Source organism: Paracoccus fontiphilus, assembly GCF_017356265.1.
GTDB classification, from domain to species: Bacteria; Pseudomonadota; Alphaproteobacteria; order Rhodobacterales; family Rhodobacteraceae; genus Paracoccus; species Paracoccus fontiphilus.
Window position 1 is genome coordinate 125,280 of record NZ_JAFNAW010000001.1, and the last position, 26,168, is coordinate 151,447.

The window sequence follows — 26,168 nt, forward strand, 5'->3', positions numbered from 1 at the left end:
GGGCGGCCTCCATCCATGATTGTCGCAATGGTTATAGGCCAGGGTCCTGCCGCCCGCCACCGGCAAAGCCTATCCGCGGCTGGCGCTTTCCGGCAGGATCACCGTGAAGGTGCTGCCCTTCCCGCGGGTGCTGTCGATGCGCAGCCGGCCCCGGTGGCGGTTGACGATGTGCTTGACGATGGCAAGGCCAAGCCCCGTGCCGCCCTGCGCCCGCGACCGGTGCGTATCGACGCGGTAGAAACGCTCGGTCAGGCGCGGCAGGTGCATCCCCTCGATCCCCTCGCCCCGGTCGCGGATCTCGACCGCCCATGCCGGGCCGCGCAAAAGCGGCTCGTGGTCGATGCGGCGCAGGGAAACGCCCAGATAGCCGCCCGACGCGCCGTATTTCAGCGCGTTCTCGATCAGGTTCTGGAACACCTGCACAAGCTGGTCGGGATCGCCCGGCACCCGCTGGCTGCCTGCCAGCCCGTCCGTCTCGACGGTGATGCCCGCCGCCCTTGCCGCGTTGTCCATCGTGGCCAGCACGCCCCGCAGCAGCAGCGGCAGGTCCACCTGCGCCGACGGACGGCGCCGCTCCTCGGCCTGGACGCGGCTGAGGGACAAAAGGTCGCTGACCAGGCGGTTCATGCGCGCCGCCTCGCGCTCCATGATGTCCAGGAAACGGTCGCGGGCCTTGGCATCGTCGCGGGCGGGGCCGCGTAGCGTCTCGATGAAGCCGATCATCGCGGTCAGGGGCGTCTTCAGCTCGTGGCTGACATTGGCCACGAAGTCCCGGCGCATCTGTTCGGCTTCCTCGGTTTCCGAGCGGTCCAGAACGGCGATGGTGGCCCCCCGCCCCAGCGGCGAGGGAAGCCGCGCCACGGTGATCTCTGCCGCGATGTCGCGCCCGTCGGCCACGATCACGGCATTCAGGATCGCCACGCCGTCGGTGGGCACGGGCAGCGACGGGTCGGGCGTGGGCGCCGGGTGGCGGTCGGGTTCCAGCACCCAATCGACCGCCGCCACGACGGCCGGGTGGCGCAGGATCGTCACGAAGGGACGGTTCAGCAGGTCGCCCCCGCCGAACAGCGCGACCGCCGCGCGGTTGGCGCCGATGGTGCGCGCCTTGCCGTCGACGGCCAGCATCGGGACGGGAACGCCCTCCAGCAGATCGGATGCCCGGCGCTGCGCGTCTTGGCTCATGGATGCCGCCCCGATCCGGCCGCGGAATGGTCGCGGCGCCGGATCATGCGTCCTCCTCCATCAGGTTTCTGACAAAGCGCCCCAGTCCGGCCTGACGGTCGCGGCGCAGGCGTTCGGCCGTCAGGATGGCGCGCAGCCGGCCCTCGGTCTCGTCCAGGTCGTCGTTGACCAGGACATAGTCGTATTCCGCCCAATGGCTGATCTCGGCGCGGCTCTTCTCCATCCGAGAGGCGATGACGGCGTCGCTGTCCTGCCCGCGCCCGCGCAGCCGCCGTTCCAGTTCCGGCAGCGACGGCGGCAGCACGAAGATCGACACGACATGCCCGCCCAGGGCCGAGGCCCGGATCTGCTGGCCGCCCTGCCAGTCCACGTCGAACAGCGTGTCCCGGCCGTCGCGCATCGCGGCCTCGACCGGGGCGCGGGGGCTGCCGTAAAGGTTTCCGAAAACCTCGGCATATTCCAGCATCTGGCCCTGTTCGACCATTTGCCGGAAGGCGCCGGGGGTGGTGAAGTAGTAGTGCTGCCCCTCGACCTCGCCCGGACGGGGCGCGCGCGTCGTGGCAGAGACCGAAAAGCGCAGCGAGGGGTCCCAGTCCATCAGGCGCCGGGCCAGCGTGGATTTCCCCGCGCCCGAAGGCGATGACAGGATGATCAACAGGCCGGTGCGGTCCATGGGCGTCCTTCCTTTTTGGCGTGACGGCGGGATGGACCAGCACCGCCGGACGGTCAAGGGCCGCCGGAGACAGGTTTGTGCGACAGAGTTAACCATTCGTTAGCAAAACGACTCGGCAGCGCCCCGGATATTGTTTATCATGGCGTTGTAGTAACAATGCATCCGCGTATCGGGATGCGTATTCGGTAACGAGGGTAAGGCATTGTCGGAATGTCAGGACGACGACGCGCGTTCGCATCTGCCGCTGGTGGATCGGACAGGCCAGATCTTGCATCTGGCGGACTTCAACCCGACGCAGCCTGCGCGAATCCTGAACGACCTGCGCGCATACTGGGACAGTCTTCGGCGGGGCCGCGCGGTTCCCGCAAGGTCCGATATCCAGCCCCAGGGCATCCGCCGGGCGCTGGATTACGCGTTCATCCTGGAACGTATCGCGCCCGGTGCCGCGCGCTTCCGCCTGGCCGGACAGCACCTGATCGACCTGATGGGCATGGAGGTGCGCGGCATGGCCTTCTGTTCGCTGGCCAACGGCAGTTCGCGCGGACGGCTGTCCGACGTGCTTGAATCGGTGTTCCGCGCCCCGCAACTGGCGCAGATGACGCTGCACGCCAAGGCCGAATATGCCCGCCCCGAACTGTCGGCGCGGATGCTGCTGCTGCCGCTGACCTCGGATCTGGGGGACGTGACCCGCGCCCTCGGCTGCATCATCGCGGAAGGCCAGATCGGCGTCGCGCCGCGCCGCTTCGACCTGATCGGCGACGAGGTGATGCCGATCCTGGAAGGCGGCAAGACGCTGGCGCCATCGCCCTCGGCCTTCGACCAGGACCGCCTTTCGGGGGGGCGCCAGGGAACGCCGATCCGGCCAATCGCCTCAATGGACCGGCCGGAAAAGCGCGACGCCAGCGCCGAAGCGCGCCGCGCCGGCTTCAGGGTCATCACCTTGCCGCAGGCAACGCTGCCGACGGGCACCACCAAGACACCCTAGGCCCGCACGCGCCTGCGCCAGCGATAGATGGCAGCGGGCGCCGGCTGGCTGCGGGCAAGCGAGGACAGCATCCGGTCCTCCTCGCGCTGGAAGCCTAGGTTCTTCAGCAGGCGCCGCGAGGGCTGGTTGTCCAGGAACACGTCGGCCAGCAGCTCGGGCGGATCAAAGCGGGCGACGATCTCGGCCAGGAAGGCGCGGCCCATTTCCTCGCCCAATCCCTGCCCCGCCAGCGCGGGATCGAGGAAATAGAACACGCGCGGCGGATCGCCCGCGCTCATCCCGATCGAGCCCGCCACTTGCCCCTGGTGGCGCACGGTCAGCCGCATGGGCGGAAGCAGGCCGTCGGACTGGAACAACGGGGCCATGTCCTCGGGCGTCATGTCCGGGTGGAACAGCAAAAGCTTCGCGGCGACCTCGGGGAGGGTGGCAATCCGGTGCAGGTCGGGCAGGTCAGCAGGGCGGAACGGTTCGATGACAAGGCGCGGCGTCGTCAGGGCGATGGCGTGGCGCCGGGCGAAATCGGCCCGCGTCAGGCCCAGCGACAGGCCCGGCAGGTGACGCTGCTGCGGTTGCGACCACAGCATGACCTCGACCCGCGGGCGAAAGCCCAGACGGGACAGCAGGGCGGCGGATGGGGTGTTGCCCTGCAGGCAGTTGGCCTCGACATCGGCGGAACGCTGCAGGAAACGCCGCGACAGGGCCATGACAGACGCCCGTTCCGCAAGCCCCTGCCGCTGCGCGAAGGGCGCCATCCAGATGCCGAAGCTGGACGAGGCGCGGACCATGCCCAGCAGCCGGTCGCCCTGCCGGACGGCGTATTCGCCCAAGCCCGCCTCGGTGATGAAGGCGGTCGCATCCGCCGGGCCATAGGGCCAGGGCACGGCGGTCAGCCATCGCGTCAGCTGCCAATCGGACAGAGCATCGACGATGGCTGCGGTATCTTCGGGCCGCGGACGGGTCAAGGTCAGCGGCGCGGTCACGGCGGCTAGCCCACGGGCACGACGCGAACCGCGCCGCCCTTGGCCGAAAGCGCGATCTCTCCGCCCGCCAGGCGCAGGGCGTCCTGGCCGAAGACCTCGGCGCGCCAGCCCTTCAGCGCGGGCAGGTCACGCTCGCCCGAGGCGATGGCGTCCAGTTCCGCGGACGAGGCGATCAGCTTCGGCGCCACCCCCGCCGCGTCGGCCTTGGCCTTCAGCAGCACCCGCAACAGATCCGACAGCGCGGCGTTGCCCGGCTTGCCGGGTTCCTCTCCCTTGGGCTGCGGCAGGTCCTTGGCCTCGGTCCCCGCCTTGACGGCGGCCAGGATGCCGTTCGCGATCTCTCCCTTGCGGGCCTCGCGCAGCAGCAGGCGCGACCGGCCCAGGTCGGCCTCGGTCACGGGCTTGGTCGAGGCGACCTCGATCATGGCATCGTCCTTGAAGACCCGCGACCGGGGAATGTCGCGTTCCTGGGCATAGGCCTCGCGGAAGCGGGCCAGTTCGCGCAGGATCGCCAGGAAGCGCGGCGAGTTGGTGCGCGTGCGGACCTTGAGCCAGGCTTCCTCGGGTCGGGTGATGTAGGTTTCGGGGTCTTCCAGGACCGCGATCTCCTCGGCCAGCCAGCTTTCGCGGTCGTTCTTGCGAAGCTCGGCCGACAGGAATTCGTAGATGACGCGCAGATGCGTCACGTCGGCCAGGGCATAGGCCGCCTGCGCGTCCGACAAGGGGCGGCGCGACCAGTCGGTGAAGCGCGAGGACTTGTCCAGGTTCGCCTTGGCGATCTTGCGCACCAGCGTTTCATAGCCGACCTGCTCGCCGAAGCCGCAGACCATGGCGGCGACCTGCGTGTCGAACAGGGGCTGCGGGAAAAGGCCCGCGTCGTGGAAGAAGATTTCCAGGTCCTGCCGTGCGGCGTGAAAAACCTTGACCGTGCCGGGATGGCGGAACAGGTCGTAAAGCGGCTCCAGCGACAGGCCCTCGGCCAAGGGGTCCACCAGCACGGCCTCGCCCCCTGCAGCCTTGGGGGTCGATGCGGGCGGCAGCGCCATCTGGATCAGGCACAGCTTGGACCAATAGGTCCGTTCGCGCAGGAATTCGGTGTCGATCGTGACATAGGGCGCGGCTTTCGCGGCCTCGCAGAAGCGGGCAAGCTCCTCGGTCCGGGTGATCGTGATGATGTCGTCGCTCATGAGGGTCTTTCAAACCGGGCGGTTCGTCCGCCAATCTGCAACGGATAGGGGCAAGTTGAGGCGATGAAAAGCGTTTTTGGTCAATCGGCCGCACGGATCACAGAGGGGGGATGTCGCCCTGCGCCCGTGCCGCATGGAAATCGGCCACGTGATCGTCCAGCCGCCCTTCGGCAATGGCGCCGCGCAGGCCCTCCATCAGTTCCTGGAAATAGTGCAGGTTGTGCCAGGTCAGAAGCATCCCGCTGATCATCTCGCCCGCCCGGAAGACGTGGTGCAGATAGGCGCGGCTGTAGCCGGTACAGGCCGGGCAGGTGCAATGCTCGTCCAGCGGGCGCGGGTCGTCGGCATGGCGGGCGTTCTTGATGTTGACCTGGCCCCGCCGCGTCCAGGCCTGTCCCGTGCGCCCTGACCGCGAGGGCAGCACGCAGTCCATCATGTCGACGCCGCGCTGCACGGCCCCCACGATGTCGTCGGGCTTGCCCACGCCCATCAGGTAACGCGGCTTGTCCACCGGCAGGAAGCCGGGCGCATAGTCGAGAACGCCGAACATCGCCTCCTGCCCCTCGCCCACTGCCAACCCGCCGATGGCGTAGCCGTCGAAGCCGATGGATTTCAACGCCTCGGCGCTTTCCTCGCGCAACTCGGGCGTGACGCCGCCCTGCATGATGCCGAACAGCGCGTGGCCGGGACGGTCGCCAAAGGCGTCGCGCGACCGCTGCGCCCAGCGCATCGACAGGCGCATGGACTGGGCCACCGCCTCCTCGGTCGCCGGAAGCGCCGGGCATTCGTCGAAGCACATCACGATGTCGCTGCCCAAGAGGCGCTGGATCTCCATGCTGGTTTCGGGCGACAGCGTGTGCTTGGACCCGTCGATATGGGACGAGAAGGTGACGCCGTCCTCGGTCAGCTTGCGCAGCGCGGCCAGCGACATCACCTGGAAGCCGCCGGAATCGGTCAGGATGGGCCGGTCCCAGTTCATGAAGCGGTGCAGCCCCCCCAGGCGGGCGATCCGTTCGGCGCCGGGGCGCAGCATCAGGTGATAGGTGTTGCCCAGCAGGATGTCGGCCCCCGTGGCGCGCACCGATTCCGGCAGCATCGCCTTGACGGTGGCGGCGGTGCCGACGGGCATGAAGGCGGGGGTGCGGATTTCCCCGCGCGGCGTGTGGATGGTGCCGGTCCGGGCGCGGCCGTCGGTCGTGCGGAGGGTGAAGTGGAAACGCTCGCTCATCATGGGGCCTGTCGCTGGAACCGGCCGTGTCTAACGAATGCGGCAGGGCTTCGCAATCCGTCCCGTCTCTGGACGGGGCAAGGGCCTGCGCCTATATAAAGGGCGCATTTGACAGGAACACGCCATGACCGAACTGCAGGAAGGCGCCCCGCTGATCGCGCCCTCGTCCACCGACCATCCGCTTTATGACAGCGTCGTCGAAGCCTGCAAGACCGTCTACGACCCCGAGATACCCGTCAACATCTTCGACCTGGGGCTGATCTACACGATTGGCATCAATGACGGGAACGAAGTCCGCGTGGTCATGACCCTGACCGCGCCCGGCTGCCCGGTCGCGGGCGAGATGCCGGGCTGGGTCGCCGACGCGGTCGAGGCCATCCCGGGCGTCAGGCAGGTCGATGTGGAGATGACCTTCCAGCCGCAATGGGGCATGGACATGATGTCCGACGAGGCCCGGCTGGAACTGGGCTTCATGTAGGCCTCGCGGGTGCAAGCCGGGGGACTTCACGTCCCCCGGTCCCCCTGTGGGATATTTGGTCCAAGATGAAAACGCCCGCGTCTTGATGGGCGCGGGGTGCGGGACTATCTTTCTTGCGAACAGAAGGAACGCGCCATGTTTGCCATTCCCGGATCGGTTCCGGTCACCATCACGCCCGCCGCCGAACGTCAGATCGCCCGGCTGATGGCCGGCAGGAACGCCTTTGGCCTGCGGATCGGGCTGAAGAAGGGCGGCTGCGCGGGCATGGAATACACCATGGATCTGGTCGAAGCGGCCGAGCCGAACGAGGAAGTGGTCGAACAGGGCGCGGCCCGCGTGCTGATCGCGCCCAAGGCGCAGATGTTCCTTTTCGGGACCGAGATCGACTATGAGACCGGGGTGCTGGAATCGCAGTTCAGGTTCCGCAACCCCAATGTGACCGACGCCTGCGGCTGCGGCGAATCGGTACGGTTCGAGCCCCTGGAAGGCAGCCGCGCCGGCGGGTGATTTCCCGGCCGGTTGCGGCGCTATCATGATTGCGAAGCGCGTCCTGCCGCCCTAAGCCACTGGCGTAGCTTAGGAGGAATGGCATGGCACCGCGCAAACTGGCAGCCGGAAACTGGAAGATGAACGGCAACCTGGCCGCACTGGACGAGATCGACGTCCTGATCGCGGCCCAGCCTGCCCCCGGTTGCGATGTTCTGATCTGCCCGCCCGCCGTGCTGCTGCACCCGTTGAAGGCGCGGGTCGGCGACAAGGCGATCGCGCTTGGCGGGCAGGATTGCCACGCCAAGGCTTCGGGCGCCCACACGGGCGACATCTCTGCGGCGCAGTTGAAGGACGCGGGCGCGGCCTTCGTTATCCTGGGCCATTCCGAGCGCCGCGCCGACCACGGCGAGACCGATGCGGTCGTTGCCGCCAAGGCCGCTGCCGCGCATGACGCGGGCCTGACGGCGATCATCTGCGTGGGCGAGACCGAGGCGCAGCGCGACAACGGGCAAACGCTGGCCCTCATCGCCTCGCAACTTGACGGGTCCATTCCCGAGGGCGCGACGGCGACAAACACCGTCATCGCCTATGAGCCGGTCTGGGCCATCGGCACCGGGCGCACGCCCACCAACGACCAGATCGCCGAGGTCCATGCGCTGCTGCGCGAGCGGCTTGGCGGCAGGATCGAGGATGCCGCGCAGGTCCGGCTGCTCTACGGCGGCAGCGTCAAGCCCGGCAACGCGGCAGAAATCTTTGCAATCGCCAACGTGGACGGTGCCCTTGTCGGCGGCGCCAGCCTGAAGGCCGCCGATTTCGGTCCTATCATCGCGGCCCTGGAAGCATCGTAAGCGTTCCCGCCGCCGCGAGGGGGGCGACGGAGACGCGCCCCTTGCCACCCCGCTTGGATCGATACAGGGCAACATCGGCATCGTTCAGCATCCGGTCGATGTCGTCCGGCCCATAGCCTGCGGACAGCACGATTCCCAGGCTGGCGGATACATCGCAATCCCCGGGCGAGACCTGCCTGATCCCTTCGATGATCCGTGTCCCGATGCCGGTCAGCGCCTGACGGGACCATGAGCCGCCCAGCAGCAGGACGAACTCGTCCCCGCCGATCCGGGCGACATGGTCGTGGCTGCGGGTCACCCGGCCCAGGACCTGCGCCACGTCCCGCAGCAGGCGATCGCCGGCGGAATGACCCAGGCGGTCGTTCACCGGCTTGAAGTTGTCCAGGTCCAGATGGATCAGCGCGAAGCACCGCCCGTCGCGTCCATCCAGGGCCTCCCGCATCGCAGACAGCAGCCCGCGCCGGTTCAGGACGGCGGTCAGCGGATCGGTATGGGCCTCTCGCTCGGCATCCTGGCGGGCCAGCATCAGGTGACGGTTGAAGCGGGCGAGTTCCTGCTGGATGGCGCGGTTGGCTTCCTGCAGGAACATCAGTTCAAGCGCCAGTTCGGGAGGCGCGAAATCGCTCTCGGTCAGGCCGAAGGCCGCGACGGCGTCCGACAAGCCGACCCTGAAGCCGAAGTTTAGCAGAAGGCTGCCGGAACCCGGCGCGACGGCGTGCCCGCGCAACAATGTCTGGGGATGGCACCGCAACCGCAGCGACAGCCGGCTGCCGGCACCGGCGGAGCGGATGGAATCCATGACGCAGACGGGTTCGGCCGTCTTTGCCCGGACGAAGACATCCTCGGCTGTTTTGGCATCGGGCGGGATCAGCTTGCGCATCGTGGGTCCGGCGAAACGGATCTGGCCATCCTCGGACAGGCACAGGTGCATCGGCATCAATCGGTCAAGCGCGGCTTTCCCCAGGGTCAGCGCCTGCGTCATGCCGGTCGCGCCCTGGATGACAGGTGGAACGTCCGCGCCTCGGCGAAGGCCGAATCAGAGACGTCGATGCAGATCCCCTCGGGCCCGCGCGTGATGACGCAAAGCGTGCCATAGTCGTCGGCCATGGCCCGCAAGAGACCGGCCAGCAGCGCGTCCCAGCCGGGCGGACCGCCCGAGACCGTCACCCAGACCAGGCCGTCGGCGCTTCGGGACAACGCGATGTCGGGAACATCCACATCGTCCGCGATCAGGCGAATCCGCTCGGGCAACTCGTCCAGGTGCAGCAGGAAATCCAGGAAGTCGCTGCCGCAGAAGCGCAGAAGACGCCAGATTTCATGCTGCTGCACCAGCCAGGCGCCCAGATCCTCGGTCAGTTCGTCGAGGGGCTTGCCCGACTGCGCCGCCGCATCCTGGAGCATCTGGCCAGGAGAGAGCAGCCCTGCCTCGACCCGGTGGATGGCCTCGTCGTGCAGGAACTTCTCGATGGCCCGGCTGGCAAACTCGTGCATTCGTCACCTCCGGCGCCCTTTCTAGGGCCAGGAAGTGAACAAATCGCAAACTCAGACCTGCCAGCCATAGCTTCCCGGCCCGGCAAGCGCCGTGCGCGCATGTAGAAGATCGCCAGGCGCGACCTGCATCCCCGCGGCTGCATCCATGACGCGCCGGTCGTCCTCCAGCAGATAGTCCAGGACATACAGCGCCAGGTCCGGGCTGGAAGCCACCTTGCGCAGATCCTGCGGCTGAAGGCCCGTCGCGCCCAGGAACTGGGCCATCAGGTCGGGCTGCTCCGCCAGGTAAAGCAAGGCCGTCGTCGCCAGCTCATGCGCGGATTCTCGCGTATATGTCATTGCACGTCCCCGGTTCTGTCATTCCCGCCGCCTGTTTGGAAACCCTTTCTTAAGGAATCAATGCCATTCTTCCGCTCAGGCCGTCGGAAGGGGGGCGTTACGATGACCGCGCGTATCCTCATAGCAGAAAGCAGCGCCACGAGCCGGATCAGCCTGAAGGTGCGGTTGTCCGGGGCCTGCTATGACGTGCTGACGGCCGCCAATGCTGGTGAACTGCTGACGCAGCTGCGGCTGGGCCGTCCCGACCTGATCCTGCTGGGCACGGGGTTCACGGACCTGCCACTGGGCGAATTCTTCCGCCTTGTGTCCGTCGAACGCGCGCGCACGCCCGTGCTGGCGCTTGCCGACGGTCAGCGCCGGGTCGAGGCGCTGGAGGCCGGTGCGTCCGCCGTGCTGGACCCGAGGGTCGAGGAGCAGATGTTGCTGGCCCGTGTCCGCGGATTGCTGCGCGACGCGGAAACCGACGACGCCCCGGAACTGGGCATGGCCGAGGCGGCGGCGGGCTTTGCCCCGGCGCCGTCGGGCAACGTGGTCCTTGTGGCGGATCAGCCGGCGCGCGCCCAGCGCTGGCGCCATATTCTGCAACCCCGGCTGAACTGCCGCTTCGCCATCTCCAGCCCCGACGAGACGCTGAGCGCGGCCGCCCAGGGCGACGGCGCGGATCTGTACATCATCGCGGCGGATATCGACCGCAAGGGCGACGGGCTGCGGCTGCTGTCCGAGCTTCGGTCACGCAACGGATCGAAGGAGGCGGGCTTTGCCGTCCTTGTCGCGCCCGAGCGCGAGGAGCTTTGCGCCATCGCTCTCGACCTCGGCGCCGGAGAGGTCCTGCCGCTGGACCCGACGGCCGAGAACAATGCCGAGATCGCCGCCCTTTCCCTGCGCAACCAGTTGAACCGCAAGCGCAGGGCAGACAGCCGCCGCAAGGAAATACGGCAGAGCATGGCCTGGGCCATGACCGATCCCCTGACAGGGCTTTACAACCGGCGCTATGCGCAGCCGCAACTGGCGGAAATCGCCCGCTGCGCCATGCGGCGCCAGTCCGGTTTCGCGGTGATGGCGCTGGACCTGGATCGGTTCAAGACGATCAATGACAGCTTCGGCCACTCTGCCGGCGATGCCGTCCTGTGCGACGTCGCCCGCCGGATCGAGGCGATCGTGGCGGGCCGGGGCATGACCGCGCGTCTTGGAGGAGAGGAGTTCCTGGTCGTCCTGCCGGACGCGAGCGAAGGCGAAGCCCATCGCATGGCCGAGGACATCCGCCATGCCGTCGAGACGAGGCCCACCCTGCTGCCCCGCATCTCGGGCGGGGGGCAGGTCCAGGCGACCCTGTCGGTCGGCGTCGCGCTAGAACAGGCGCCCTTTCACATCAGCCGCCCCGACCTGGTGGCCGAGATCGCGCTGGAACGGGCCGACCGGGCCATGATGGCGGCGAAGTCGCTGGGCCGCAACCTTGTCCTCATGGCGCCCATGCAGCCCGTCCATTGAAGCACCGCGACGAAGGGAACAGGCAGCGGGCGCCTTGAAGGACTGGCATCGCGGCGCATCAGCCCCTAGATTGGCGCCCTGCCCCATGATGCCGGAGATTGCCGTGTCCCATCCCCTTGCCCCCAGCGATCCGTCTGAACGCCCGACCGGGCAAGCCATGCTGCGCAGTGCCCTGGGGCGGTGTCCGGCCTGCGGCGAGGGCAAGTTGTTCCGGTCCTTCCTGAAGGTCGCCGATCATTGCCCCGCCTGCGGCGAGGCCCTGCATCACCAGCGCGCCGACGACGGGCCGGCCTATCTGACGATCCTGCTGGTCTCGCACCTGGGCGCACCGATCCTGCTGGCCTGCTATGTGGCGTGGCGTCCCTCGGCCATGACGATGATCTGGACCTTCGGCCTGGGGGCGATCATCCTGTCCCTGCTGCTGCTGCCGCGCATCAAGGGCGCCTTCGTGGGCCTGCAATGGGCGCGGCGGATGCATGGCTTCGACGACCTCGCACCCCGGTCCGGATCGTGACCGACGCGACACCCATCCGCGACGCGGCGACGGTCATCCTGCTGCGCAGGCAGGCGGGGGGCGTGTCGGTCCTGATGGGAATGCGCGGCGCGGGCGCGGTCTTCATGCCGTCCAAATACGTCTTTCCCGGCGGCGCGGTCGATCCCGCCGACGCCGGGGCGCCCCTGGCCGCCCCCGTGGCCGAGCCGCATCGCGGCCGCCTGCTCCAGCAGCCGCGCCCTGATTGTGCCCCCGCCCCCGATGCGATCGCCGCCGCCGCCCTGCGCGAACTGGCCGAGGAAACCGGTCAGCTGATCGGGCGCCCCGGCCGCAGCGACTGGCCGGGCTTTGCCGAGGCGGGCCTTTGCCCCGATGCCTCGGCCCTGGTCTATCTGTTCCGGGCCATCACGCCGCCTGGCCGCCCGCGTCGGTTCGACGCGCATTTCTTCGTGGCCGACGCCGCGCGCCTTGCCACCGATCCCGACGACTTTGGCCGCGCCTGCGACGAGCTTTCGCACCTGCACTGGGTGCCCCTGCAGGAAGCCCGCGCCCTGGACCTGCCCTTCATCACCGAAGTGGTCCTGGCCGAACTGGCCGAGCTGGTGGCGGACCTGCCCCTTGGCGCGGCCTTGCCGGTTCCGGACACGGTGCCGTTCTTCGACAATCGCACCCCCACGCCGCGTTTCTCGCAGATCGCCTGATCACCGGCCGGAAAATCGCGCCGGGCGCTTTTCCAGAAAGGCCGTAACCCCCTCGATGAAATCGGCCGTGCGCCCCGCCTCGCCCTGCAACCGCGCTTCCAGCGCAAGCTGCGCGTCCATGTCGTTCTGGGTCGAGGCCTGGACCGCCTCGCGGATGGCGCGATAGGCGGCGGTCGGCCCCTGCGCCAGCTGGCGGGCACGGGCGGCAACGCCCTGGGCAAAGGCCTCGTCCGGCAGGGCTTCCCAGATCAGCCCCCAGTCGGCCGCCTGGCGCGCGCCGAGAGGTTCGGCGAACAGCATCATGCCCAGCGCCCGCGCCGCGCCCACGGCGCGCGGGATGATGAAGGTGCCGCCTGCGTCGGGAACCAGCCCGATCCGCGTGAAGGCCTGGATGAAGCTGGCGCTTTCGGCGGCGATCACCACGTCCGCCGCCAGCGCGAGGTTGGCCCCCGCGCCCGCCGCCACGCCGTTCACCGCTGCGATCACCGGCACGCGGCAGGCGCGGATCGCCCGCAGCATGGGTTCGTATTCATCGCGCAGGGTTCCCTCCAGATCGGCCGCCGCAGCCCGGTCGGTCAGATCCTGTCCCGAGCAGAACCCCCGGCCCGCCCCCGTGAGGACCAGGCAGCGCACCTCGTCGGGCAGGTTCGTGACGGCCTCGGTGATCTCGCGCCGCATCTGGCTGCTCAGCGCGTTCATCACCTGCGGACGGTTCAACGTCAGCGTGGCCACGCCGTCCGCGACGGCGAACTGGATGGTTTCATAGGTCATGGCTGTCCCCCTTTTTCAGGGCATCATGACCGAAATGCCGACCGGGGAAAGCCCGACCCCGCGTCAGTCGCGCATGATCTGGTCCAGCCGCTCGCGTTCGGCCTGGCTCAGCGTTTCGGTTGTCTCGGGGCGGGCTTGCGCGCGGCCGCGCAGGAACCGCCAGGCCGACAGCAGGGCCAGCAGCGCCATGACCGGACCGGCCAGCCACAGGACCAGGTTGCCGCCCCGGGCGCGCGGCTCGAACAGGACGAACTCGCCGAAGCGGTCCACCACCGCGTCGATCACCTCGTCGTTGCTGTCGCCGGCCACGATCCGCTCGCGCACGTAAAGCCGCAGGTCGCGGCTGATGGGCGCATTGGATTCGTCGATGTTCTCGCCCTGGCAGACCGGGCAGCGCAGCATTTGAGAGATTTCGCGCGCCCGCGCCTCTTGACCGGCATCGGGCAGCACCTCGTCCGGCTGCACGGCGAAGGCCGCGACGGGCAGAAGCAGGGCGATCAGAAGAACAAGCCGTCTCATTCCGCGGCCACCGCCCTGGCAGGCGCGGGCCGCGCCCCGGCCGCCACGCGATAGCGGCGGTCGGACAGGCTGATGATCCCGCCAAGCGCCATCAGCAGGGCGCCCGCCCAGATCCAGTTGGCGAAGGGCTTGATGTAGATGCGCACCGCCCAGCCTCCGTCGGCCTGCGCGTCGCCGATCACCAGATAGATGTCGCGGAAGATGCCGTTGTCGATCGCGGCCTCGGTCGTGGGCATGGCCTGGACGGGATAGACGCGTTTTTCAGGCTGCAGGACCGCGACCGGCCTGCCGCCCCGCGCAACCTCCATCGTCGCCGTGGTCGAGAGGTAGTTCGGCCCCTCGACCTCGTCCACGCTGGTCAGGGTGATCTCGTAATCCGCGACCTGGAACGGCTGGCCGACCTGGGCCACGCGGATGTCCTCGACCTGCCAGGCGGTCAGAAGGGCGATGCCGATGAAGGTGACGCCAAGCCCCGCATGGGCGGTGGCCTTGCCCCAGTCGGCGCGCGGCAGGCGCAGCAGCCGGGATAGGCCCGACTGGCCGGTCCGGTGAACCAGTTCCGCCAGCGCGCCGAAGATCATCCAGGCGCCAAGCCCCGCGCCGATCACCGCCAGCGCCGACCGCCCGGTCGAGACGGCCCAGACAAGCGCCATCACCGCCCCGGTCAGGGCCAGCGCCCCCCCCAGGGGCCGCATGGCCCGGCCGAGGGTCGCGCGCTTCCAAGGCATGATAGCCCCCAGCGGCAGGGCCAGCGCCAGGACGATCATGAAGGGCGTGAAGGCCTTGTTGAAGAAGGGTGCGCCGACCGACAGCTTGCGGTCCCACAGCAGTTCCGCGATCAGCGGCCACATGGTGCCGATGAAGACCACGAAGGCCGCGACCGCCAGCAGCACGTTGTTGAGAACCAGGGCGCCCTCGCGCGAGACCGGCGCAAAGACCCCCTTCGCGGTCATCGAGCCTGCCCGCGCGGCATAAAGCGTCAGCGCGCCGCCCGTGAAGACGACCAGGATGGCCAGGATGAAGACGCCCCGTGCCGGATCGCTGGCAAAGCTGTGGACCGAGGTGATGACGCCCGATCGCACGATGAACGTGCCGACCATGGAAAAGCCGAAGGCCATGATTGCCAGCAGGATGGTCCAGCTTTTCAGCGCCTCTCGCTTTTCGACGACGATGGCGGAATGCAGCAGGGCGGCGGCCAGCAGCCAAGGCATGAAGCTGGCGTTCTCGACCGGGTCCCAGAACCAGAAGCCGCCCCAGCCCAGTTCGTAATAGGCCCACCACGACCCCAGCGCGATGCCCACGGTCAGGAACATCCAGGCGGCCAGCGTCCAGGGCCGCACCCAGCGTGCCCAGGCGGCGTCCACGCGCCCGTCGATCAGCGCGGCGACCGCGAAGGAAAACGCCATCGAAAGGCCCACATAGCCCAGATAAAGGAACGGCGGATGGAAGGCCAAGCCGGGGTCCTGCAGCAGCGGGTTCAGGTCGCGCCCGTCGAAGGGCGGGCTTGCCAGCCGCAGGAACGGGTTCGAGGTGAAGATGATGAAGCCGTAGAAGGCCGCGCCGATGGCGGCCTGCACCGCCAGCACCCGCGCCCGCAAGGCAGGGGGCAGGTTGTCGCCGAAGGCCGCAGCCGCGGCCCCGAACAGCGACAGGATCAACACCCACAGCAGCATCGAGCCTTCGTGGTTTCCCCAGACGCCGCTGATCTTGTAAAGCATCGGCTTGGCCGTATGCGAATTCTCGTAGACCAGCTTCAGCGAGAAGTCCGAGGTGACGAAGGCCGCCGTCAGCGCCGCGAAGGACAGGCCGACCAGCAGGAACTGCGCCACGGCGGCGGGGCGGGCGCTGTCCATCCATCCTGCCCAGCCCTTCGACGCCCCGACCATCGGCACCACCATCTGATACAGTGATACCGCAAAGGCGAGGATCAGGGCGAAATGGCCGAATTCTGCTGTCATGGCGGCGGTCCCTTGGTGCCTGCCCAGCATAGGGCCATGCAAAAGGGGGGAAAAGTCCCCCCTTGGTCTGCCGTCCGGGTTTTTGAGCGCCGCGGCTGCGGCCTATGCGCGCAGGCTCGCCAGCCAGTCGCGCAGCGCGGCGTTGTCCGAGAAGTCGTCATCCCCGTTCCGGACTGCCGCAACCTGCTGCGTCGTGACGGTGGTCCTGACCTGCCCGGCGGGCCAGACGCGGTGGCGGAAATGATGGGCCTCGCGGGCACCGAAGTAGAAGCCGACGATGGCGCCCAGCAGCCACCACAGGGGCTCGGGCACCTGCTGCAGGCCCACCATGCGCAGGCCGAAGCCCGCGGGCTCGACCATGGCATAGATGAACAGGCCCATGGTCCCCAAGGCCAGCAGCGGCCGGGGAAGGCGGTTCAGGCCGTTGACGAAGCTGTCGAAGAAGCCGGGGCGAACCGCCTGGAACTCCTGCCCCAACTGGTTGATTGCGCGGGCATAGGCCTCTTCCTCAAGCTCCATCTTGCGGGTGGCGTTCTGGGTGAAGACCTCGGCCATGCCTGTCGCGGCGCTGCCAAGCGCGGTGACGCCCTGGCCCAGGCCGATGAAGCGGTCGATCATGCCCATTTGGCGGTCCTTTCGCGATGCTCGGCCTCGGTCAGGTGGTAACGGGGACTGATGAACTCCTCGGCGCGGGTGATCCAGCCGCCCTTCCCGCCCGCCTTGGTGCGGGCATACTTGCGGCTGGCAGGGCGCTGATCGGCCAGGGAGTAGTAATAGTTCCGCCGGGCGATCCCGTAGGCATCGGCGAAGTGATCGGGGGCTGCCGCCGCCGCGTCATGCGCCGCCGCGATGGTCTGCGGGCCGATCGCGCCGTCGGCGGTCGCGGCAAAGCCCATCCGCGCGACCAGCCGCTGCAGGATCTTCACGGCATTGGCCCCGGCGTTCACATACATGTCGAAGACGCTGGCCTGCACCGTGTCCGGCAGTTCGGACAGGCGCGGACGCTTGAAGTAGTGTTCCACGAAGATCTGCTGCGCCTGCGCGCGGGTCAGCATCCGCACGTCCGTGGCATCGACGCGGCCGTCCTTGTTCAGGTCCAGCCCCAGGGATTCCATCGTCCCGACCGTGACGCCAAAGTTCGTGGCCCCGCCCGGATCGTCCGGATCGTTCACGTAACCGCCCTCACGCGCGACGATCTGCGCGGCGACTTCCTCAACGCTTGGCATGGGCACCCTCGTCCTGCAAATGAGGCACAAGGGTGCTGTGGCCGCGTTAACGGCCTGTTAACCGGCCGCGCGTTGCTAGCGGCTCAGCGCGTCCAGCAGCATCTGCAGCGCGTGTTCCACGGTAGCGGCGCGGACCTGGCTGCGGCCGATGGCGCCGAATTCGACGGTTTCGGTGCGGGTGCCGAAGGGTTCGGCGATGCCGAAGCAGACCCGACCTTCGGGCTTGTGTTCCGACCCCCCCGGCCCCGCGATGCCGGTGACGGCCACGGCGATCCCCGCGCCCGAGTTGCGCAGCGCCCCCGAGACCATTTCCGACGCGACCTGTTCGCTGACCGCGCCATGCGCCTCCAGCGTTTCCGCCCGCACGCCCAGCATCTGCTGCTTGGCGGCGTTGGAATAGGTGACGAAGCCCCGGTCCACGGCGTCGGACGATCCCGGCACCTCGGTCAGGGCGCCGATGACCAGCCCGCCGGTGCAGCTTTCGGCGGTGGCGATCAGCACGCCCCGCGCGCGGGCGGCGTCCAGGACATCGGAAGCCAGGGTCATTGCAGCAGTCCATGGTAGATCCCGGCCAGGACGACCGAGACGATCCCCGCGAACAGCCCGGCCCACAGGTCGTCCATCATCACGCCCACGGCCCCGCCCTGCCGGTCGGCCCGGCCCACCAGCCAGGGTTTCCAGATGTCGAACAGGCGGAACAGCAGGAAGGGCACGACAAAGCCCGGCCAGGCGTCCAGGATCGAGACCCCGTGCCGCCACAGCGGGATCACGGTGAAGGACATGGCGAGCCACTGGCCCGCGACCTCGTCGATCACGATCCACGACGGATCTTCGTCCGTGGTCATGCGCAGCGCCTGCGGGACGGCCCAGAAGCCGATCAGGGCGGCGAGGAGCGCGCCCAAGGGGATCAGCAGCGCGCCCCCGGCCTGATAGACCAGGACGGCCAGCAGGACGGCTGCGGCCGATCCCCAGGTGCCGGGGCCGGGACGCAGCCGGCCGATGCCGAAGACGGTGACGATGGTGGCGATCATGGGTTCACGCCTTCATCAGCGCGGCGGTGGCGATGGCCGCGATGCCTTCGCGCCGTCCGGTGAAGCCCAGCCGTTCCGAGGTGGTCGCCTTGACGCTGACGCGGCTGGCGTCCACGCCCATGATGGCGGCTAGACGCGCCTGCATGGCGGCGGCATGGGGTCCGATCTTCGGCGCTTCGCAGATCAGCGTCACGTCGGCGTTTCCGAAGATGAAGCCCCGTTGCCGGGCCAGATCGGCGGCGTGGCGCAGGAAGATCGCGCTGTCGGCGCCCTTCCATTGCGGGTCGGACGGGGGGAAGTGGCGGCCGATGTCGCCCTCGGCCAGCGCGCCATAGATGGCATCGGTCAGCGCGTGCATCCCGACATCGGCGTCGGAATGGCCGACCAGGCCCGCGTCATGCGCGACCTGCACGCCGCAGAGCCAGACGTAGTCGCCCGGCCCGAAGGCGTGGACGTCGTAGCCGTTGCCAAGGCGAATATCCATCGCGGTCCCCAATATCCGTTCGGCCCGCGCGAAGTCGGCGGGAAAGGTGATCTTCAGGTTGTCCTCGGACCCCGGCGTGATCGCGACGGGAACCCCGGCCTTGAGGGCCAGTTCCACATCGTCGGCGGCGTCGTCCGGGTGCAGGCGGTGCGCCTTGGATATTTGGTCCAAGGCAAAGCCCTGAGGCGTTTGCGCGCGGAAAAGCCCGTCGCGGGGGGCGGTGGCGGTCACGGCATTGTCCGCGCCGCGCCACAAGGCATCCGTCACGGGCAGCGCCGGAGCGGCGGCGGGCGCGCCCGCCTGCAGCGCGTCGATCACGCCCTGAATCACGGCCTCGCCGACCAGGGGCCGCGCGCCGTCATGGATCAGGACATGGGTGGCCTGCCCTTCCAACGCCTCAAGCCCGGCCATGACGCTGGCCGCGCGGGTGTCGCCGCCGCTCACGATAGTGACGCCGCCCGCGTGGTCGCGGAGGGCAAGGCCCATATCGTCGGGATGGACCACCAGCACCACGCGGTCAAAGCCCGCAAAGGCATCCAACGCGCGCGCCAGGACGCTGCGGCCGCCCAGGTCGCGCCATTGCTTCGGGGCGCCGCCCGCACGGGTGCCGCGTCCGGCGGCGGTGACGATGGCGGCATAGCCCGCCGGCGCCCTGACCGTCATGCGTGGTCCGGCATGTCGCCCCGGATCGCCTTGGCGAAGGCAGTGCGATACAGGTCCGACAGGTCCGCCAGATCGCCGGCATCGTCGCCCATCTGCACGGCCATGCCGCCGAAGACGCCGACCTGGGCGGCGGGAACACCCGCAGCCTCGGCGGCCTTCAGCAGCGCGTCCGCGCCCGCGGCGTCGCAGGCGACCAGATAGCGGGCCTGATCCTCTCCGAACAGTTGCGCGATGTCGCCCGAGTCCAGGCGCAGGCCGATGCCCGCCGCCTCGGCCATCTCGAAGGCGGCCAAGGCAAGGCCGCCGTCGGACAGGTCGGTCGCGGAGGTCACATGGGCGCGGTTGGCGCGCAGGAACTCTCCGTGCTTGCGTTCGGCGGCAAGGTCCACGTGCGGCGCGTCGCCGTCCTCGATCCCGAAGGCCTCGGCGGCAAGCGCGGACTGGCCCAGATGTCCGCGCGTCTCTCCGATGACGATGGCCACGTCGCCTTCGGACGGCAGGCCCGCGATCAGGTTCGACAGGTCGTCGATCAGGCCCACGCCGCCGATGGTCGGGGTGGGCAGGATGCCCTTGCCGTCGGTCTCGTTATACAGCGACACGTTGCCCGACACGATGGGGAAATCCAGCGCCGCGCAGGCTTCCCCGATGCCTTTGATCGCGCCGACGAACTGGCCCATGATCTCGGGCTTTTCGGGGTTGCCGAAGTTCAGGTTGTCGGTCGTGGCCAGCGGCAGTGCGCCCACGGCGGACAGGTTGCGGTAAGCCTCGGCCACGGCCTGCTTGCCGCCCTCGAAGGGGTTGGCCTTGACGTAGCGGGGCGTCACGTCGCTGGTGAAGGCAAGCGCCTTGTTGGTGCCGTGGACGCGGACCACGCCCGCGCCCATGCCGGGACGGCGGATCGTGTCGGCGCCGACCTGGGTGTCGTACTGTTCCCAGACCCAGCCCTTGTGGGCATGGGACGGGCTGCCGATCAGCGCGCGCAGCGCCTGGATCGGCGTGATCGCGGGCAGGTCCGGCATGGGTCCGGCGGCGGGAGTCTCGACCCACGGACGGTCGTATTCCGGCGCAGAGGAGGACAGCTTCGACAGCGGCAGGTCGGCCTTCGTCTCGTTGCCATGGACGATCAGGAAACGGTCCTCGGCGATCGTCTCGCCCACGATGGCGAAGTCCAGATCCCATTTCTCGAAGATGGCGCGGGCCTCGGCCTCCTTCTCGGGCTTGAGGACCATCAGCATCCGTTCCTGGGATTCCGACAGCATCATCTCGTAGGCCGTCATGTTCGTTTCGCGCTGCGGCACGGCGTCGAGGATCAGCTTGATGCCAAGCCCACCCTTGTCGCCCATCTCGACCGCCGAACAGGTCAGGCCCGCCGCGCCCATGTCCTGGATGGAAATGACGCTGTCGGTCTGCATCAGCTCGAGGCAGGCTTCCAGCAGGCATTTTTCGGTGAAGGGATCGCCCACCTGCACGGTGGGGCGCTTTTCCTCGATGGTGTCGTCGAACTCGGCGCTGGCCATGGTCGCGCCGCCGACGCCGTCGCGGCCGGTCTTGGCGCCCAGATAGACCACCGGCATGCCGATGCCCGAAGCCGCCGAGTAGAAGATCTTGTCCGCATCGGCCAGGCCCGCCGCGAAGGCGTTGACCAGGCAGTTTCCGTCATAGCTGCGGTGGAAGCGGACCTCTCCGCCCACGTTCGGGACGCCGAAGGCGTTGCCATAGGCGCCGATGCCTTCCACCACGCCCTTGACCAGATGCGCGGTCTTGGGATGCTCGGGGCGGCCGAAGGACAGCGCGTCCATGGCGGCAATAGGGCGTGCGCCCATGGTGAAGACGTCGCGCAGGATGCCGCCCACGCCGGTCGCAGCGCCCTGGTGCGGCTCGATGTAGCTGGGGTGGTTGTGGCTTTCCATCTTGAAGACCACGGCCTGCCGGATCCCCTGTTCATTGGCGCCGATGTCCACCACGCCCGCGTTCTCGCCGGGGCCGCAAATGACCTGCGGGCCGGTCGTCGGCAGGGTGCGCAGCCATTTCTTCGACGACTTGTAGGAACAATGCTCGTTCCACATGGCGCTGAAGATGCCCAATTCCGTGAAGGTGGGTTCGCGCCCGATGATCTGCAGGATGCGATCGTATTCGTCGGGCTTCAGCCCGTGCGCAGCGATCAGGTCGGGGGTGATCGTCGGTTCCTGCATGTCATGGCCTTCCTGCGCGTGGGATCTGGCGCCTTTTATGGCCAGTCGGCGCACATGGGAAGGGCCGCGCCGACGCGCCGCCCAAGGCAGGCCAAAAAAAAGCCGGGCACGAGGCCCGGCCTAAGTCCAACAGGGAGGTAGAAGGTGATGAGCGATTACGCTGACCATCGCCTTCGAAGCCCGATTTATGGGCAGGCTGTTAACGGTTCAAGAGGGATCATGCCGCAGCCGCAGCATAGCTGACATGCAGTTGCGGAATAGCTACACGCCTAGATTGCAAAAGCCACAGGCGGCGCTGCCGTTCAGGCCAGCATCGCCTCGCTTTGGCGGCGGCGGTAATCCTGGATTTCCTCCAGCACGAAGTCGCGGAAGACGGCGACGCGGCGGGTCTGGCGCAACTCCTCGGGATAGGCCAGGAAGACCGGCACCTCGCCCGATTCCAGGTCGGGCAGCACGCGGACCAGTTGCTTGTGGTCGGCAGTCAGGTAATCCGGCAGGACCCCGATGCCGAGGTTTGCCAGCACCGCCTGCAACACGCCGAAATAGTTGTTCACCGTCAGGGTCGAGACGATGTTCTGGGCCATGATCTCCTGCACGAGGCGCGCGCCCGCCGCGACCTGCGGCTGGTCGGGCTTCTGGCAGATCAGACGGTGCGACGACAGATCGGCTATGGTCTGGGGGACGCCGGCCTTTGCCAGGTAATCCTGGGTCGCGTAAAGCCGCATCCGGATATTCAGAAGGCGGCGCCGGATCAGGTCGGACTGGCTGGGCTCCTTCATGCGGATGGCGACATCGGCCTCGCGCATAGGCAGGTCCAGCAGACGTTCCTCCAGCATCAGGTCGATCTTGAGGTCGGGAAACTTTTCATAAAGCTTGACCAGACGCGGCGCGAGCCACAGCGTGCCGAAGCCCACGGCGGCGGTGACGCGCAATTCGCCGAAGACATGCTCCTCGCTGTCGCGGATGCGGGCGGCGGCCGTGTCCAGCTTGCGCGCCATGGCCGAGGTGGCGTCGAACAGCAATTCGCCCTGTTCCGTCAGAATCAGCCCCCGCGCGTGGCGGTGGAACAGCGTCGTTCCCAGCGATTCCTCCAGTGCGCGAATCTGCCGGCTGACGGCGGATTGCGACAGGTGCAGCGTGTCGCCGGCATGGGTCAGGCTGCCCGCATCGGCAACGGCGTGAAATATTCTGAGCTTGTCCCAGTCCATGCTGTTACAATCCTGCCGTGTCAGCCATGCGTTTTTTGCAGACCTACCCCGAATGCCGCATCCCGGCAAGAGAAAGCGGCTGCGGCATTTTTCCTTTGTTCGGTCAGCAAAGCTGACCTATACTGAGGGCCGGTGGAGGAGTTATTGGAATGAGCAAGCAGGAATTCTCGCTAGCCGACCGCTTCGATCTGGCAAAGCCGCAGGTGCTGCTGAACGGCACGCAGGCCTTGGTGCGGCTGATGCTGATGCAGGCCGCGCGCGACAAGGCGGCGGGGCTGAACACGGCGGGCTTCGTGACCGGCTATCGCGGATCGCCTCTGGGGGGCGTCGATCTGGCGATGATGCGCGAAGGCAAGCGGCTGTCGGCATCGAACATCCTGTTCCAGCCCGGCCTGAACGAGGATCTGGCCGCGACCGCGATCTGGGGCACCCAGCAGGCGGAACTGCGCGGCGAAGGGAAATATGATGGCGTCTTCGCGCTGTGGTATGGCAAGGGTCCGGGCGTGGACCGGTCCGGCGACGTGATGCGCCACGCCAACATGGCCGGCACCTCGACGCATGGCGGCGTGGTCATGGCCATGGGCGACGACCATACCGGCGAAAGTTCGTCCGTGCTGCACCAGTCCGACTGGGCGATGATCGACCGCTATATCCCGGTGCTGTCGCCTGCCGGGGTGCAGGAAATCCTGGACTATGGGCTTTATGCCTTTGCCCTGTCGCGCTTTGCGGGCGTCTGGACCGGCCTCAAGACCATGAAGGACACGGTCGAGGCGACCTCGGTCGTGAACGGCGATCCTTTCCGGCTGTCCTTCGTCGCGCCCGAGTTCCAGATGCCCGAAGGCGGGCTGAACATCCGCCTGCACGACACGCCCGTGGCGTCCGAGGCGCGGATGATCGACTACAAGCGTTGGGCGGCCGAGGCGTTTTCGCGGGCCAACAAGATCGACCACAAGGTCTGGGGCAAGCCGGGCGCCAAGATCGGCTTCGTCGCGGCGGGCAAGAACTGGCTGGATCTGGTCCATGCCCTGTCCCTGCTGGGCATCGACGAGGACGAGGCCGAACGCCTGGGCCTGACCACCTACAAGGTCGGGCAGACCTGGCCCCTGGACATGAAGTCCTTCCAGGAATGGTCGGAAACGCTGGAGCTGATCGTCTGCGTCGAGGAAAAGCGCAAGCTGATCGAGGTTCAGTTGAAGGAAGCGATCTTCGACAACCGCCACGGCCGCCGCGTCCACGGCTGGAAGCACGACCGGACGGGGGCGGAACTGTTCCCCACCCGCTATGCCCTGGACCCCGTGATGATCGCCCAGAAGATCGGCGAGATCCTGATCGAGGAAGGCCGCGGCACCGACCACATCAAGGCGGGCCTGACCCGCCTGTCCGAGGTCCGCCGCGCCGACAACGCGCCCGAGATCGCCACGCGGACCCCGTGGTTCTGTTCGGGCTGCCCGCACAACACCTCGACCAAGCTGCCCGAGGGAAGCCGCGCCTATGCCGGGATCGGCTGTCACTACATGGTGCAGTGGATGGACCGGGAAACCACCGGCTTCACCCATATGGGCGGCGAGGGCGTGAACTGGGTCGGCGAGGCGCCCTTCAGCAAGACCAAGCACGTGTTCCAGAATCTGGGCGACGGCACCTACAATCACTCGGGTTCCCTGGCGATCCGCGCGGCCATCGCGGCGGGCACGACCATCACCTACAAGATCCTGTTCAACGACGCGGTCGCCATGACCGGCGGCCAGCCGAACGAAGGCGGGCTGACCGCGCATCAGATCGCCGCCGAGCTGGTGGCGATGGGCGTGAAGCCTCTGGTCGTCGTCTATGACGAAAAGGAAGATATCGACCAGAAGCAATTCCCGGCGGGCCTTCGCTTCGAGGAACGCGCGGAACTGATGGCCGTGCAGCGCGAACTGGCGGAAACCGAGGGCGTCAGCGCGATCCTCTATATCCAGACCTGCGCCGCCGAAAAGCGTCGCCGCCGCAAGAAGGGCCAGTTCCCCGACCCCGACCGCCGCGTCTGGATCAACCCCGAGGTCTGCGAGGGCTGCGGCGACTGCGGCGTGCAGTCGAACTGCGTGTCGATCGTGCCCTTGGACACCGAACTGGGCCGCAAGCGCCAGATCGACCAGTCGTCCTGCAACAAGGATTACTCCTGCCTCAAGGGCTTCTGCCCCAGCTTCGTCACCGTCGAAGGCGGCAAGCTTCGCAAGCCCAAGGCCGAAGCCTTCGACATCCCCGACCTGCCCCTGCCCGCCCTGCCCGCGATCAGCGGCACCCACAACGTCGTCATCACCGGCGTCGGCGGCACCGGCGTCGTGACCATCGGCGCGGTACTGGCCCAAGCCGCCCATATCGACGGCAAGGGCGCCGGCATGATGGAGATGGCGGGTCTCGCCCAGAAGGGCGGCGCGGTCCATATCCACCTGCGGCTGGCGAACAAGCCCGAGGACATCAGCGCCATCCGCGTCGCCGTGGGCGAGGCCGACTGCATCATCGGCGGAGACCTGGTGGTGACGGCGGGCGCCAAGACCATCGGGCTGATGACAACGAACCGAACCGGCGCGGTGGTCAACGACCACGAGATCATCACCGGCGACTTCACCCGCCTGCGCGATTTCCGCGTGCCCTCGGACCAGTTGAGGGTCTCGCTCCAGGCGCGGCTGCGCGACCGGGTGGCCTTCTTCGACGCCAACGATCTGGCGCTGCGGATGCTGGGGGATTCGATCTATTCCAACATGCTGGTGCTGGGTGCCGCCTGGCAGCAGGGCCTGATCCCGCTGTCGCTGGAGGCGATCATGCAGGCGATCGAGCTGAACGGCGCCAAGGTCGCGGAAAACCAGCGGGCCTTCCAGATCGGCCGCTGGGCCATGGCCTTCCCCGACCAGACCCGCAAGCCCGCCCCGGTGACGCAACTGCCCCCCGATCCCGTCGCCTATCGCGAAGCCCGGCTGGTGGGCTACCAGAACAGGCGCCTCGCCCGCCGGTTCCGCAAGCTGGTGGATGCGGCCCCTGCCCCGCTGCGGGAAAGCGTCGCGCGCGGCTATTACAAGCTGCTGGCCTACAAGGACGAATACGAGGTCGCCCGGCTGCACCTGACGACCGCCGAACAGATCGCGGCGCAATGGGACGGGGACACAAAGCTGACCCTGCACCTTGCACCACCGATCCTGGGCGGCAAGAACTCCGAGGGCCGTCCCAGGAAGCGCGAGTTCGGCGCCTGGATGCTGACCGGCTTCAAGGTTCTGGCGCGCATGAAGTTCCTGCGCGGCACGCCCTTCGATCCCTTCGGCTACATGGCCGAGCGCCGCCACGAACGCGCCGCCATCCGCGAGTATGAGGCCGACATGCGCGAAATCCTGACCAAGGTCACGGACGCCACCATGCCCGTCGCCCTCGAACTGGCCGAACTGCCCCTGGCGGTGCGCGGCTATGGCCCGGTCAAGGCCCAGGCCGAGGCGGCGGCGGCGGTGCGCCGCACGGAACTGCTGGCGCAGTTCCGCAGCGGGAAGGCACCCTTGCAGCAGGCCGCCGAATGACACTTTGGTGGGCGA

26 protein-coding genes are annotated in these 26,168 nt (G+C 68.0%); 8 read left to right on the forward strand and 18 right to left on the reverse strand.

What is annotated here, in order from left to right:
- Positions 1–69: 69 nt before the first annotated feature.
- Both J0F76_RS00700 and gmk read right to left on the reverse strand, forming a co-directional pair.
- Positions 70–1,182, reverse strand: a complete 1,113-nt coding sequence (locus tag J0F76_RS00700) for a sensor histidine kinase (RefSeq protein WP_207464628.1) — start codon at positions 1,180–1,182, stop codon at positions 70–72.
- Between the two features lie 43 nt (positions 1,183–1,225).
- A complete protein-coding gene (gmk, locus tag J0F76_RS00705) occupies positions 1,226–1,855 on the reverse strand; it encodes a guanylate kinase (protein WP_207464630.1) in 630 nt (209 codons plus the stop codon).
- 202 nt (positions 1,856–2,057) lie between these two features.
- Between gmk and J0F76_RS00710 the strand changes: the two genes are divergently transcribed.
- Positions 2,058–2,840 carry a PAS domain-containing protein gene (locus tag J0F76_RS00710; RefSeq protein WP_207464632.1) on the forward strand — a complete coding sequence of 261 codons (783 nt, stop codon included), beginning with the start codon at positions 2,058–2,060 and terminating at the stop codon, positions 2,838–2,840.
- Here the strand turns inward: J0F76_RS00710 and J0F76_RS00715 are convergent.
- The 3 genes from J0F76_RS00715 to tgt all read right to left on the reverse strand — a co-directional run bounded on the left by J0F76_RS00715 (position 2,837) and on the right by tgt (position 6,235).
- Positions 2,837–3,802: a GNAT family N-acetyltransferase gene (locus J0F76_RS00715; protein ID WP_207464633.1), complete on the reverse strand. Its 966-nt coding sequence runs from the start codon at positions 3,800–3,802 to the stop codon at positions 2,837–2,839. The genes J0F76_RS00710 and J0F76_RS00715 overlap by 4 nt on opposite strands.
- 23 nt (positions 3,803–3,825) lie before the next feature.
- Complete coding sequence (gene rnd / locus J0F76_RS00720) at positions 3,826–4,995, reverse strand: ribonuclease D (RefSeq protein WP_207464788.1); 1,170 nt, start codon at positions 4,993–4,995, stop codon at positions 3,826–3,828.
- Between the two features lie 109 nt (positions 4,996–5,104).
- Positions 5,105–6,235: a tRNA guanosine(34) transglycosylase Tgt gene (gene tgt / locus J0F76_RS00725; protein WP_207464635.1), complete on the reverse strand. Its 1,131-nt coding sequence runs from the start codon at positions 6,233–6,235 to the stop codon at positions 5,105–5,107.
- Between the two features lie 124 nt (positions 6,236–6,359).
- On the opposite strand from tgt, the gene J0F76_RS00730 reads away from it, so the two are divergent.
- The 3 genes from J0F76_RS00730 to tpiA all read left to right on the forward strand — a co-directional run bounded on the left by J0F76_RS00730 (position 6,360) and on the right by tpiA (position 8,050).
- Positions 6,360–6,713: an SUF system Fe-S cluster assembly protein gene (locus J0F76_RS00730; protein ID WP_207464637.1), complete on the forward strand. Its 354-nt coding sequence runs from the start codon at positions 6,360–6,362 to the stop codon at positions 6,711–6,713.
- 135 nt (positions 6,714–6,848) lie between these two features.
- Positions 6,849–7,220: a HesB/IscA family protein gene (locus J0F76_RS00735; RefSeq protein WP_207464639.1), complete on the forward strand. Its 372-nt coding sequence runs from the start codon at positions 6,849–6,851 to the stop codon at positions 7,218–7,220.
- Between the two features lie 83 nt (positions 7,221–7,303).
- Positions 7,304–8,050 carry a triose-phosphate isomerase gene (tpiA, locus tag J0F76_RS00740; protein ID WP_207464641.1) on the forward strand — a complete coding sequence of 249 codons (747 nt, stop codon included), beginning with the start codon at positions 7,304–7,306 and terminating at the stop codon, positions 8,048–8,050.
- Here the strand turns inward: tpiA and J0F76_RS00745 are convergent.
- The 3 genes from J0F76_RS00745 to J0F76_RS00755 are packed head-to-tail and all read right to left on the reverse strand — an operon-like array spanning position 8,025 to position 9,880.
- Entirely contained in the window at positions 8,025–9,032 is a 1,008-nt protein-coding gene (locus J0F76_RS00745; RefSeq protein WP_207464643.1) for a GGDEF domain-containing protein, read from the reverse strand. The genes tpiA and J0F76_RS00745 overlap by 26 nt on opposite strands.
- The gene (locus tag J0F76_RS00750) at positions 9,029–9,541 is read right to left on the reverse strand and encodes a heme NO-binding domain-containing protein (protein WP_207464645.1); all 513 of its coding nucleotides are present in this window, start codon (positions 9,539–9,541) and stop codon (positions 9,029–9,031) included. The genes J0F76_RS00745 and J0F76_RS00750 overlap by 4 nt, the downstream gene beginning before the upstream one ends.
- 51 nt (positions 9,542–9,592) lie before the next feature.
- Entirely contained in the window at positions 9,593–9,880 is a 288-nt protein-coding gene (locus tag J0F76_RS00755; RefSeq protein WP_207464647.1) for a DUF3572 family protein, read from the reverse strand.
- 102 nt (positions 9,881–9,982) lie between these two features.
- Here J0F76_RS00755 and J0F76_RS00760 point away from each other — a divergent pair, with 102 nt between their 5' ends.
- The 3 genes from J0F76_RS00760 (at position 9,983) to J0F76_RS00770 (ending at position 12,562) form a co-directional block, all read left to right on the forward strand.
- Entirely contained in the window at positions 9,983–11,368 is a 1,386-nt protein-coding gene (locus tag J0F76_RS00760) for a diguanylate cyclase (RefSeq protein ID WP_207464656.1), read from the forward strand.
- A gap of 85 nt (positions 11,369–11,453) precedes the next feature.
- The gene (locus J0F76_RS00765) at positions 11,454–11,882 is read left to right on the forward strand and encodes a DUF983 domain-containing protein (RefSeq protein WP_242689896.1); all 429 of its coding nucleotides are present in this window, start codon (positions 11,454–11,456) and stop codon (positions 11,880–11,882) included.
- Positions 11,828–12,562 carry an NUDIX hydrolase gene (locus J0F76_RS00770; protein WP_207464658.1) on the forward strand — a complete coding sequence of 245 codons (735 nt, stop codon included), beginning with the start codon at positions 11,828–11,830 and terminating at the stop codon, positions 12,560–12,562. The genes J0F76_RS00765 and J0F76_RS00770 overlap by 55 nt, the downstream gene beginning before the upstream one ends.
- On the opposite strand, the gene J0F76_RS00775 is transcribed toward J0F76_RS00770, so the two are convergent.
- The 10 genes from J0F76_RS00775 to J0F76_RS00820 all read right to left on the reverse strand — a co-directional run bounded on the left by J0F76_RS00775 (position 12,563) and on the right by J0F76_RS00820 (position 22,614).
- On the reverse strand, positions 12,563–13,333 hold the full coding sequence (locus tag J0F76_RS00775) for an enoyl-CoA hydratase-related protein (protein ID WP_207464660.1): 771 nt from the start codon (positions 13,331–13,333) through the stop codon (positions 12,563–12,565). It abuts the gene before it with no gap.
- A 63-nt stretch (positions 13,334–13,396) separates the two neighbouring features.
- Positions 13,397–13,852, reverse strand: coding sequence for a cytochrome c-type biogenesis protein (locus J0F76_RS00780; RefSeq protein ID WP_207464662.1), 456 nt, complete (start codon positions 13,850–13,852; stop codon positions 13,397–13,399).
- A complete protein-coding gene (locus J0F76_RS00785) occupies positions 13,849–15,810 on the reverse strand; it encodes a heme lyase CcmF/NrfE family subunit (RefSeq protein ID WP_207464664.1) in 1,962 nt (653 codons plus the stop codon). Before J0F76_RS00785 ends, J0F76_RS00780 begins: the two co-directional genes overlap by 4 nt.
- 102 nt (positions 15,811–15,912) lie before the next feature.
- Positions 15,913–16,434: a holin family protein gene (locus tag J0F76_RS00790; protein ID WP_207464667.1), complete on the reverse strand. Its 522-nt coding sequence runs from the start codon at positions 16,432–16,434 to the stop codon at positions 15,913–15,915.
- The gene (locus J0F76_RS00795) at positions 16,425–17,036 is read right to left on the reverse strand and encodes a holin-associated N-acetylmuramidase (protein ID WP_207464669.1); all 612 of its coding nucleotides are present in this window, start codon (positions 17,034–17,036) and stop codon (positions 16,425–16,427) included. Before J0F76_RS00795 ends, J0F76_RS00790 begins: the two co-directional genes overlap by 10 nt.
- Before the next feature lie 75 nt (positions 17,037–17,111).
- A complete protein-coding gene (locus J0F76_RS00800) occupies positions 17,112–17,582 on the reverse strand; it encodes a CinA family protein (RefSeq protein WP_207464671.1) in 471 nt (156 codons plus the stop codon).
- Entirely contained in the window at positions 17,579–18,067 is a 489-nt protein-coding gene (locus J0F76_RS00805; protein WP_207464673.1) for a phosphatidylglycerophosphatase A family protein, read from the reverse strand. Before J0F76_RS00805 ends, J0F76_RS00800 begins: the two co-directional genes overlap by 4 nt.
- Positions 18,068–18,071: 4 nt before the next feature.
- On the reverse strand, positions 18,072–19,214 hold the full coding sequence (locus tag J0F76_RS00810; RefSeq protein ID WP_207464675.1) for a bifunctional 2-C-methyl-D-erythritol 4-phosphate cytidylyltransferase/2-C-methyl-D-erythritol 2,4-cyclodiphosphate synthase: 1,143 nt from the start codon (positions 19,212–19,214) through the stop codon (positions 18,072–18,074).
- Positions 19,211–21,406 carry a phosphoribosylformylglycinamidine synthase subunit PurL gene (gene purL / locus J0F76_RS00815; RefSeq protein WP_207464677.1) on the reverse strand — a complete coding sequence of 732 codons (2,196 nt, stop codon included), beginning with the start codon at positions 21,404–21,406 and terminating at the stop codon, positions 19,211–19,213. The genes J0F76_RS00810 and purL overlap by 4 nt, the downstream gene beginning before the upstream one ends.
- A 302-nt stretch (positions 21,407–21,708) precedes the next feature.
- The gene (locus J0F76_RS00820; protein WP_207464678.1) at positions 21,709–22,614 is read right to left on the reverse strand and encodes a LysR family transcriptional regulator; all 906 of its coding nucleotides are present in this window, start codon (positions 22,612–22,614) and stop codon (positions 21,709–21,711) included.
- Positions 22,615–22,763: 149 nt separating this feature from the next.
- Between J0F76_RS00820 and J0F76_RS00825 the strand changes: the two genes are divergently transcribed.
- Positions 22,764–26,153 (forward strand): indolepyruvate ferredoxin oxidoreductase family protein, encoded by a 3,390-nt coding sequence (locus J0F76_RS00825; protein WP_207464681.1) that lies wholly within the window; start codon positions 22,764–22,766, stop codon positions 26,151–26,153.
- Positions 26,154–26,168: the final 15 nt, after the last annotated feature.